General features: G+C 59.7%; 9 protein-coding genes. 3 read left to right on the forward strand and 6 right to left on the reverse strand.

Annotated elements, in window-relative coordinates; translation table 11 throughout:
• Positions 1-27: 27 nt before the first annotated feature.
• Together ACWKWE_RS15160 and garD are read left to right on the forward strand one after the other, a co-directional pair.
• Positions 28-1,401 carry an MFS transporter gene (locus ACWKWE_RS15160; RefSeq protein WP_483851010.1) on the forward strand — a complete coding sequence of 458 codons (1,374 nt, stop codon included), beginning with the start codon at positions 28-30 and terminating at the stop codon, positions 1,399-1,401.
• Between the two features lie 29 nt (positions 1,402-1,430).
• Positions 1,431-2,984, forward strand: a complete 1,554-nt coding sequence (gene garD, locus ACWKWE_RS15165; protein WP_166593735.1) for a galactarate dehydratase — start codon at positions 1,431-1,433, stop codon at positions 2,982-2,984.
• Between the two features lie 118 nt (positions 2,985-3,102).
• On the opposite strand, the gene ACWKWE_RS15170 is transcribed toward garD, so the two are convergent.
• On the reverse strand, positions 3,103-4,107 hold the full coding sequence (locus tag ACWKWE_RS15170) for a ketopantoate reductase family protein (protein ID WP_483851011.1): 1,005 nt from the start codon (positions 4,105-4,107) through the stop codon (positions 3,103-3,105).
• Between the two features lie 272 nt (positions 4,108-4,379).
• On the opposite strand from ACWKWE_RS15170, the gene ACWKWE_RS15175 reads away from it, so the two are divergent.
• Positions 4,380-5,600 (forward strand): zinc-dependent alcohol dehydrogenase, encoded by a 1,221-nt coding sequence (locus ACWKWE_RS15175; RefSeq protein ID WP_483851012.1) that lies wholly within the window; start codon positions 4,380-4,382, stop codon positions 5,598-5,600.
• Positions 5,601-5,661: 61 nt separating this feature from the next.
• Here ACWKWE_RS15175 and ACWKWE_RS15180 read toward each other — a convergent pair whose 3' ends face one another.
• The 5 genes from ACWKWE_RS15180 to cra form a co-directional block, all read right to left on the reverse strand.
• Positions 5,662-6,432 (reverse strand): alpha/beta hydrolase family protein, encoded by a 771-nt coding sequence (locus ACWKWE_RS15180; RefSeq protein WP_166593732.1) that lies wholly within the window; start codon positions 6,430-6,432, stop codon positions 5,662-5,664.
• Positions 6,416-7,537, reverse strand: a complete 1,122-nt coding sequence (locus tag ACWKWE_RS15185; protein WP_483851013.1) for a DUF3182 family protein — start codon at positions 7,535-7,537, stop codon at positions 6,416-6,418. The genes ACWKWE_RS15180 and ACWKWE_RS15185 overlap by 17 nt, the downstream gene beginning before the upstream one ends.
• Positions 7,538-7,755: 218 nt before the next feature.
• A complete protein-coding gene (locus ACWKWE_RS15190; protein WP_483851014.1) occupies positions 7,756-8,184 on the reverse strand; it encodes a low affinity iron permease family protein in 429 nt (142 codons plus the stop codon).
• A gap of 106 nt (positions 8,185-8,290) precedes the next feature.
• On the reverse strand, positions 8,291-9,064 hold the full coding sequence (locus tag ACWKWE_RS15195) for a TatD family hydrolase (protein ID WP_483851326.1): 774 nt from the start codon (positions 9,062-9,064) through the stop codon (positions 8,291-8,293).
• A gap of 7 nt (positions 9,065-9,071) precedes the next feature.
• Positions 9,072-10,067: a catabolite repressor/activator gene (gene cra, locus ACWKWE_RS15200; protein ID WP_166593729.1), complete on the reverse strand. Its 996-nt coding sequence runs from the start codon at positions 10,065-10,067 to the stop codon at positions 9,072-9,074.
• Positions 10,068-10,154 lie beyond the last annotated feature (87 nt).

Here is a 10,154-nt window from a genome sequence, read left to right on the forward strand (position 1 = left end):
AAAAATAATGAGTGGGAGTTTTCGAACATGCAAAAAACCAAGCCGACGCACGTCCGCTATTTGATCTTGCTCATGCTGTTTCTGGTGACCACGATCAACTACGCCGACCGTGCCACCATCGCCATCGCTGGCTCCAGCCTGCAAAAAAGCCTTGGCATCGACGCCGTTACCCTCGGTTATATCTTCTCCGCATTCGGTTGGGCCTACGTGGCCGGACAGATTCCGGGCGGTTGGCTGCTCGACCGTTTCGGCTCGAAAAAGATTTACGCCCTGAGCATCTTCACTTGGTCGCTGTTCACCGTGCTGCAAGGCTATGTCGGTGAGTTCGGCCTCTCCACCGCCATCGTCGCGCTGTTCATGCTGCGGTTCCTGGTGGGTCTGGCGGAAGCGCCATCCTTTCCGGGCAACGCACGTATTGTCGCGGCCTGGTTCCCGACGTCCGAGCGCGGCACCGCGTCGGCGATTTTCAACTCGGCGCAATACTTCGCCACTGTGTTGTTCGCACCGATCATGGGCTGGATCGTCTACACCTTCGGCTGGCAGCATGTGTTCGTGGTCATGGGCGGCGTCGGGATCGTGTTCTCGCTGATCTGGCTGAAAATCATCCACAGCCCCCGCAACCACCCGATGATCGACAAGGCCGAACTCGATCACATCGCCAATAACGGCGGCATGATCGACATGGACCAAGAGCAGGGCAAAGGTAAAAGCGGCGGCCCGAAGTGGGACTACGTGAAGCAGCTGCTGACCAATCGCATGATGCTGGGCATTTATCTGGCCCAATACTGCATCAACGGCATCACCTATTTCTTCCTGACCTGGTTCCCGGTGTACCTGGTGCAGGAACGCGGCATGACCATTCTCAAAGCCGGTTTCATCGCCTCCTTGCCAGCGGTCTGCGGCTTCATCGGTGGTGTGCTCGGCGGGATCATTTCCGACTGGCTGCTGCGTCGCGGCAAATCCCTGACCTTCGCTCGCAAGGCGCCGATCATTGGCGGTCTGTTGCTTTCAACCTCCATCGTGACCTGCAACTACGTGGACATCGAATGGGTCGTCGTGGGCTTCATGGCGCTGGCCTTCTTCGGCAAGGGCGTTGGCGCACTGGGTTGGGCGGTGATGTCTGACGCCTCGCCGAAACAAATCGCCGGTCTGAGCGGCGGTCTGTTCAACATGTTCGGTAACATCGCGTCGATCACCACCCCGATCGTCATCGGCTACATCATCAGCTCCACCGGCTCGTTCAAATGGGCGCTGGTGTTCGTCGGCGCCAACGCGCTGGTGGCGGTGATCAGCTATGTGTTCATCGTGGGCGAAATCAAACGCGTGGAATTGAAAGACACCCCAACGCAGGGTGATGTGCGGGCCAGCGACCTTGGCGAAGTTTCCCAAGCCAAAAGCTGAGCGCAAGCAAAAAACTGAGGAATACCGTGATGAACTTGATTCAACATGCCGACTCGCCGCGTTACATCCGTTTGCACGAGCGCGATAACGTCGTCGTCGTGGTCAATGACCAGGGCGTACCGGCGGGGACTGAATTCGACAATGGTCTGGTGACCCTCGACAACGTGCCGCAAAGCCACAAGGTCAACACCGTGGACATCCCCGAAGGCGGGGCGGTGATCCGTTATGGGCAGACCATCGGGTATGCCCTGCAACCGATTCCGCGCGGCAGTTGGGTCAAGGAAGATCAACTGCGTATGCCGAGCGCGCCACCGCTGGACAGCCTGCCGCTGTCCACCGATGTGCCGGGCCGGGGCGAGCCGCTGGAAGGCTTCACTTTCGAGGGCTATCGCAACGCTGACGGCACCGTCGGCACACGCAACATTCTCGGGATTACCACCACCGTGCAGTGCGTGACCGGCGTGCTGGACTTTGCGGTCAAGCGCATCCGCGAGGAGCTGCTGCCCAAATACCCGAACGTCGATGACGTGGTGGCCATCACCCACACCTACGGCTGCGGCGTGGCGATCACGGCCAAGGACGCGTACATCCCGATTCGCACCGTGCGCAACCTGGCGCGCAACCCAAACCTGGGTGGCGAAGCGTTGGTGATCGGTCTGGGCTGCGAGAAATTGCAGGCCGAGCAGGTCATGCATCAGAACGACCCGTCGGTCGACCTGAGCGATGAGTGGATGTACCGCTTGCAGGATTCCAAACACGGCTTCAACGAAATGATCGAGCAGATCATGGCGCTGGCTGAAGTGCGTCTGAAGAAGCTCGATCAGCGTCGTCGCGAAACCGTGCCGGCCTCCGAGCTGATTCTGGGCATGCAGTGCGGCGGCAGCGATGCGTTTTCCGGCATCACCGCGAATCCGGCGCTGGGCTACGCTTCCGACCTGTTGCTGCGCGCAGGCGCGACCGTGATGTTCTCGGAAGTGACCGAAGTGCGTGACGCCATCTACCTGCTGACCTCCCGCGCTGAAACCACGGAAGTGGCCGAGGAACTGGTGCGGGAGATGGACTGGTACGACCGTTACCTGGCCAAGGGCGAGGCCGACCGCAGCGCCAACACCACGCCGGGCAACAAGAAGGGCGGGTTGTCGAACATTGTCGAAAAGTCCCTCGGGTCGATCGTCAAATCCGGCAACAGCGCAATCAATGGGGTGCTGGGCCCTGGCGAGCGGGTCAATCGCAAAGGGCTGATCTTTTGCGCAACGCCTGCCAGTGACTTTGTCTGCGGTACGCTACAACTGGCGGCCGGGATGAACCTGCACGTGTTCACCACCGGGCGTGGTACGCCTTATGGTCTGGCGATGTCACCGGTGGTGAAGGTGTCGACCCGGACCGAGCTGGCGCAACGCTGGCCGGACTTGATCGACATTGATGCGGGGCGTATCGCCACCGGTCGTGCCAGCATTGAGGACTTGGGCTGGGAGCTGTTCCATTTCTATCTCGATGTCGCCAGCGGCAAGAAGAAGACCTGGACCGAGCATTACCGCTTGCACAACGACATCACCCTGTTCAACCCGGCGCCGATTACCTGATCATCAATATCTGTCGCTGATACTCCTGTAGCAGTCCGGCTTGCCGGCGGTGGCGGTTTCGATGGCGCCGCCGCCGGCAAGCCGTGCTGCTACAGGGGGAATGTTTTCAGCTCTTGAATCAATGCCGCCCATGCTCCTTGTGGTGCGCATGCTCCCCGCAAAACCGCGCCAACGTCAGCACGCTTCTGGTGATCGGCATCGGAATGTTCACCTTCGCCGCCAACTCCACCACCGCATCGCCAATCGCCGCCAGTTCCAGCGGCAAGCCCTTATCGAAGTCCTGCAGCATCGACGTGCGCACCGGCCCCATGCTGGCGCCGAACTGCATGAAAGTCGTCGGCTCCATGCTCAGCTTCGCGTCATAAGCCGCCGCCACTTGCACCGCCTCGTTGAAGGTCGCCAGCGCCAGCTCGCGCATGTCCGGCAGGCCATAGATTTGCTCCAGCGTTGCGCCGGTCACCACTGAAACCGGGTTGGACGTGAGGTTGGCGATGATCTTGGTCCACAGCTGATCGCGAATCCGGTCAGTGCCTTGGGCTTCGATCCCTGCGCCCTGAATAAGCGACACCAGTCGTTCCAGACGCGGTGTCAGCTCATCGTTCAATTCGCCGAAGATAATGCGATACGGGTTGTGGGTTTTTACGACAGCAGGGGCAGAACTTTGCGCCGTGATGAAGACGACGCAGCCGATGACCTTGTGCAGATCCAGCGTGTCGGTGATGCGCCCATCGGGATCGACCGTTTCTACGCGATTGCCATCGAAACGCCCACCCTCACCATGGAAGTACCACCACGGCACGCCGTTGATCACGGGCACTACAACCGTGTTCGGACCGATCAAAGGGCTGATGTTCGGCAAGAGACCGCTCAGTGAAGGGGCTTTGGTGCACAGAAAAACGATGTCCTGCTCGCCGAGGGTTTCGGCGCTGTCGCTGGCGTTGACCTTCACGTGATGACGGCCTTGCAAATCCTGCAGGTGAATGCCGTTGCGTTGCAGCGCTGCCAGGGTGCGGCCACGGGCGAAGACGTTCACCGGGTGCCCCGTCAACGCGATGCGCGCCGCCAGCGTGCAACCAATGGCGCCAGCGCCAGCAATGCAAATGCGCAAGGGGGAAGAACTCATGGTGGCTCCGGCTGGGGGAATGTTTCAAGGCATTACGCAATTTACACCAATCCTCGCGCATTTCTTTGTAGGCGTGAGTTTTGCTAGCGATTGAGGTGCATCAGTCGCCGTTGTAGGGAACTGCATGACGCTATCGCGAGCAAGCTCACTCCTACAACGGCGCGCACCCATTGGTCGGCTATGGGGTCGTTCCCTGAACTTCATCGCCCCTGCACCTATCCTTGTTGTATGCCTCTGCAAAACGCTCTGGCCTGCGGGCCAAGGAGAAGTTCATGCGTGCACTGACGTATCACGGCGCCCACGACGTACGCGTGGAAACCGTCGCCGACCCCGTCATCCAGGAAGCCGATGATGTGATCTTGAAGGTCACCGCCACGGCCATTTGCGGCTCGGACCTGCACCTGTATCGCGGCAAGATTCCCGCCACCGAACAAGGCGACATTTTTGGTCACGAATTCATGGGTATCGTCGAAGAAGTCGGGCCCCAAGTCACCGCCGTCAAGCCCGGCGACCGTGTGGTCATCCCTTTCGTCATCGCTTGTGGCAGCTGTTTTTTCTGTCAGATGGATGCCTTTGCTGCGTGCGAAACCACTAACACGGGACGTGGGGCGATTCTGAATAAAAAGTCGATTGCGCCCGGTGCGGCGTTGTTTGGCTACAGCCATTTGTACGGCGGGGTGCCCGGTGGGCAGGCCGAATACGTGCGCGTTCCGAAGGGTAATGTCGGGCCGTTCAAGGTGCCGGGAACGTTAGCGGATGAGAAGGTCTTGTTCCTCTCGGACATCCTGCCCACGGCGTGGCAGGCCGTACTCAACGCGGGTGTGAAACAGGGCTCAAGCGTGGCGATTTACGGCGCCGGACCCGTCGGACTGTTGAGCGCGGCGTGCGCGAAAATGCTCGGGGCTGAGAAGATTTTCATGGTCGATCATCACGCCTATCGCCTCGCGTATGCGCAGTTCACCTACGGCGTGATTCCGATCAACTTCGATGAGGACGACGACCCGGCAGACACCATTGTGCGTCAGACGTCGGGCATGCGCGGTGTCGATGCGGTGATCGATGCTGTAGGTTTTGAAGCCAAGGGCAGCACTACGGAAACCATCCTCGCCACCCTCAAACTCGAAGGCAGCAGCGGCAAGGCGTTGCGCCAATGCATCGCGGCCGTGCGCAGAGGCGGGACCGTCAGCGTGCCGGGCGTTTACGCGGGCTTCATTCACGGCTTCATGTTCGGCGATGCGTTCGACAAGGGGCTGACGTTCAAGATGGGCCAGACCCACGTGCACAGCTACCTGCCAGAACTGTTGAAACTGATCGAAGAAGGCGCGCTGACGCCGGAGGCAATCATTACCCACCGGTTGTCTTTGGAAGAGGCGGCGGACGGCTACAGAATCTTCGATAAACGCGAGGAAGACTGCCGCAAGATCATCCTCACGCCAGGGTTCGACAGCCGGGTGGATGTATCGGCCAATGATGTGGATTTGTCGGGTACCTGACTTTTAGGCGCCGTTGAAAGGGTGGGAGCCGACTCCTACTGGGCGAGGGGCGACTCCAGGATCACGAGTACGCCGCCGAATGATGCGGATAATCGACCAGGCGCGAGCCGATGACCATTTCGCTGATCCAGTCGGTCAACAGCGTCGTGTAGGCATGCTGGCTGGTGTCGCTACTCAGCCCGTGGTCTGCGCCGTCCAGCAGGCGATAGGTCAACGAATGCGCCAGATCGAACGCCGTGCGGTAACTCATTAATGTCGCGTGGGGCACGTAATCGTCCTGCTCAGACTCGACCAGCAACACATCCCCTTTGAAATCCTTGCACGCCGCCAACGCGCGATTATCCGCGGCGGTCACGGCCGAGCGGCGGTAATGCGCAAGCTTGTCCCGGTCCAGCGCCTGTTTCGGCATGTCCCAATCTGCGTCCCAATACAGCGCCGGAACGCGCAAGGCCAGCCATTTGACCGGGCGCATCCCGCTGAGAATCGTCGCCAGATAGCCGCCGTAACTGCTGCCGATCACCGCAATCGCGTTGTTATCCACAGCGGGGTGACTCGCCAGTCGGTCGTACGCGGCAAGCAGGTCTTCCATGCTGTGTTCGCGGGACACCGAGGCGCGCATTTCATGGGTGCGCTCATGGCCGCGCAAGTCGAAGGTCAGGCACACGCAACCCAGGCCGGTGATGTTCTTGGCCCGAGCGAGGTCGCGCTGCTGACTGCCGCCCCACCCGTGCACGAACAGAATGCCGGGCATCTTCGCGCCGGGCGCCAGGATGGTGCCTGAGATGGTGTCGTCGCTGACGTTGATGTCGATGGTTTCACTGCGTACGGTCATAAGGCTGGACCTGTGTGAATTTGCTGATAAGGCCGACGTCAGGGTCGTCGCCCTCGTAGAGAAGGTGGGCATCGGCCGGCAAGGTAGTCGGCCCGTAGATTTCGTGGCTGGACGCGTGAATTCGCTGCAAAGTCGGGTCGGCGGCAAACGCCACCAGCGCTTCGATCTCGGCAGGGCTGGCGCCACCGATGCGCCAGGATTGCTCCAAAACGCCGGAGCAGACTTCCCCTCGCGAATTGGTGCCATGGGCAATGTCGTAATTGCGCCGCGAGGCGAGGAAATCCGGGAAGCAATCCAGCGCGGCGTTTTCGTAACTCATGGCTTGAGTGACCGAACGCCGCACATCGTCGTCAAGATCGAGCTTGAGCAACGCGTTGTAATCGCCGCGCACCAGCCACAATTGGGAGCCGCCGTAGACAGTTTCGCCATTGTTGTCTTCGGTCAGGCTTTGCGTGCCGTGGTAACTGATGGTGATGCCCGCCACCTGAATCTGGCCCACGCTGTAGGTGATGACGTCGTGCAAATCTTCCTCCAGCACCAGCCCCCATTCCTCGACCTCGTCCATGTCTTGCTGAGCGAGGGCGCTGTCGAGCTCAGCTTCCGTCGTCACCACTAACTGTCCGCGACCTGCTGTGGCCAAGACCGGCTTCACCCGCACCGGGCCGTCTTTGAGCAACAGCACCCCGGCGCGCCTGGCATCGGCCTCGTTGAACACGCTGAAACCTGCAAGCACGGCATCGGCTGCATCTTCGAAAAATCGATCAGACCAGCCTGCCGGTTTCGCGGTTGCGTCTTTGAGGAGAGGATGGGAAATGGCTTTGGTGGCCATGAAGGGATGGTCGATAAGCCCGCCAAAGAAGTCATCGACGCTGCGAATATTCAGCGCGTTGCCATCCTCTTTTCCGATAAGCGTGTCGGACGGGATGTAATACAGCGCATGACCTTGGTGCAGGTCCGGGTCATACGCCCCGACGAATTTCGCTCCCAAGACACCCGCGATCCGTTCGGCCAGAGCCTGTTGGACCACCGTTTCGTGAGTCGCCAAGCGCTTGTGGGTGGCCAGCAGAACGACTTCAGACTTTGCAGTGCTGCGTGATCCGCTCATGGGCGAACTCCCTGTTGAGGCCGAAGTGTTTCGCAATAAATCTCTGTAGTCTGATACATCTTTCGCGAATGAATTCGCTCCCACAGGTGCTGTGTCCGTCCACCCGTTTCAGGCGTACGCCAAATCACCTGTAGGAGCGAATTCATCCGCGAGGCGTCAGCACAGACGACACATCCATTTGAGAAAAACCCGACGCCGTGTAGTTCCTCGCCCTCTGATCAATGGTCGGTGGCCGGCTCAGACTTGTCGATGAGGACATCGGCATCGCACGCGGGAAACGGCTGGGTGTGGTCGGTGTCTTCACGATCACCCATGGCCTTGTATTTCTTGCGCAGCGCGTGCAGTTCTTTCTGGTCCAGGTTGTCCAGACTCAACACCGCGTTCTGGGCATCCTTGGTGACCCGCAATAGCTCGTCGATCTTGATGTGCAACTCGTCTGTGTCGCGGTTCTGGGTGTTCTGCACGAGGAAGACCATCAGAAACGTGATGATCGTCGTGGAGGTGTTGATGATCAGCTGCCACGTGTCGTTGTAATGGAAGAACGGACCCGTCACGGCCCACACGCAGATCAACAGAACGGCCACGACAAAGGTTTTCGGGTTGCCGGTCCATTTCGACAGCGCCTGCGCGAACTTGGAGAATTTCATTGCCGGTGTCCTTAGCGATCGGGGGGAGGTATGCAAAGGACCGCTGGTCGCGTTTGAAATTTCTTTTTACAAAATGAAATCGGGCGAGTGGTGAGTCAGGCGTGATTCATGCCCAGCCGAAGACTTGGCAGGCGTTCTCGGTGCTGGCGTTGGCGAGGGTGTCGGGCGTGGTATTCATAAGCCCGGCCAAGGCAACGCAAATAGCTGGCAAATGCTCGGGGCTGTTGCGCTGGCCGGGGTACATCGCCGGGGCCATGTCGGGGGAGTCGGTTTCCAGCACCACGCTGTCCAGCGGCAAGTCGGCAATCACCCGGTGCATGCGCAGCGCTTGCGGCCAGGTCGCCGCGCCGCCAAGGCCGAGTTTGAAACCGAGCTTGATGTATTCCTTCGCTTCCTCTCGGCTCCCCGCGAAGGCGTGAACGATGCCAGCGCGTTTGAGCTTGAAGCGTTTGAGTGTGGCAATGGTATCGGCGTGACTGCGGCGTACGTGGAGCAGGGCGGGCAGATTGAAGTCAGCGGCCATTTGTAGCTGTTGCTCGAACACGGTTTTTTGGCGATCCCGATCCACCGATTCGACGTAGTAATCCAGCCCGATTTCGCCCACGGCGCAGAGTTTTGGATGGCCCGCCAATTCGGCCAGTCGCTCGCGCAATTCATGAAGGTGCTCGGGGCGGTGTTCATTAAGATAAATCGGGTGTAAGCCCAATGCCGCGTAAATGGAAGGCTCATTGAGGGCCAGATCCCACACCCGCTGCAGATTGCGCTGATAGACCCCCAACACCACGATCCGGTCTACTTGCAGCTCTCGACAATGGCTGAGAACGGCGTCTCGGTCAGCGTCGAAATCATCGAAGTCCAAATGCGTGTGGGTGTCGATCATCCGCACGTCAGGCCTCGTGAATGCGCTGTTTGAACGTGCGCACGATGGCGTGAACGCCCGGCTCGTACAGATCCTGTTCCACGGCCGATAGGGCCAATGCCAGTGCTTTTTCAGCGATCAACTGGTGCTGTTGGGCCATGGCGTTGACCGGCAACGGCAGAAAGTCGAGCAGTTGCGTGTCGCCGAAAGTGCCGAGGTGCAGTTGATCAGGATTGAGACGGCGCGCGTGCAGAAGGTCGAAAACGCCCTGCAACAGAACATAGGACGTGGTGATCAACGCGTCGGGAAAATAGCCGAGGCGATCAAGCATCTCGCCCGCGATGTGCAGGCCGCAATCGCGACTGAACGCTTCGCCATGCTCGACGATCACCGAGCCTTTGAAGCCTTCCAGTGCGTCTTCGAAGCCACTGGCACGGGCTTTACTGACGCTGAGTTCAGGGCGGGCGCCGATGAGGGCAACGTGCCGGGGCCGGGTTTCCAGCAGGCTGCGCGTCAGTTGCTGGCTGGCGTCGTGGTCGTCGCTGACCACCGAGCAGAAATGCGCGGGGTCCATTTCCCGGTCGATGGCGATGACGGGAATGCCATGTTTTTGCAGGTCGCGGTAGCTGTCATCGCTGGCAGGCAGGCAACTGGCAACGAAGAGGGCATCGCAACGACGGGCGCGAAACAACTGCAACAATTGCAACTCGCTGATGGGATCGTCGTCGGAACTGGCGATCAGGAGTTGATAGCCTCGGGCACGGGCGCCTTGTTCGAGTTGCTTGGCGATACGGGCGTAACTCGGGTTTTCCAGGTCCGGCAAAATGAAACCCAATGTGCGGGTGTGGCGGCTGCGCAGCCCCGCAGCCTGTGGATTGGGGCGAAATCCATGGGCCTCGACCACCGCCCGCACACGTTCAACGGTCGCGTTGCTGATGCGTTGCTGCTCGGCCTTGCCGTTGATCACGTAGCTGGCGGTGGTGACGGAGACGCCGGCCAGACGCGCAATATCACTGAGTTTCAAGCGGACCTTCCTTTTATTCTTTGGCACGGACGGAATGCGGTCGGGATTTTCACCGATTCAGAGTCATCATTACAGCAGAGCATTATC

It is taken from the genome of Pseudomonas salicis, assembly GCF_057128705.1.

Excerpts from the sequence above, each read along its gene's own strand:
- ACWKWE_RS15170 (WP_483851011.1), bottom strand. The coding sequence starts at position 4,107 with ATGAGTTCTTCCCCCTTGCGCATTTGCATTGCTGGCGCTGGCGCCATT.
- garD (WP_166593735.1), top strand. The coding sequence starts at position 1,431 with ATGAACTTGATTCAACATGCCGACTCGCCGCGTTACATCCGTTTGCAC.
- ACWKWE_RS15185 (WP_483851013.1), bottom strand. The coding sequence starts at position 7,537 with ATGAGCGGATCACGCAGCACTGCAAAGTCTGAAGTCGTTCTGCTGGCC.
- ACWKWE_RS15180 (WP_166593732.1), bottom strand. The coding sequence starts at position 6,432 with ATGACCGTACGCAGTGAAACCATCGACATCAACGTCAGCGACGACACC.
- ACWKWE_RS15190 (WP_483851014.1), bottom strand. The coding sequence starts at position 8,184 with ATGAAATTCTCCAAGTTCGCGCAGGCGCTGTCGAAATGGACCGGCAAC.
- ACWKWE_RS15195 (WP_483851326.1), bottom strand. The coding sequence starts at position 9,064 with ATGATCGACACCCACACGCATTTGGACTTCGATGATTTCGACGCTGAC.
- ACWKWE_RS15175 (WP_483851012.1), top strand. The coding sequence starts at position 4,380 with ATGCGTGCACTGACGTATCACGGCGCCCACGACGTACGCGTGGAAACC.
- ACWKWE_RS15160 (WP_483851010.1), top strand. The coding sequence starts at position 28 with ATGCAAAAAACCAAGCCGACGCACGTCCGCTATTTGATCTTGCTCATG.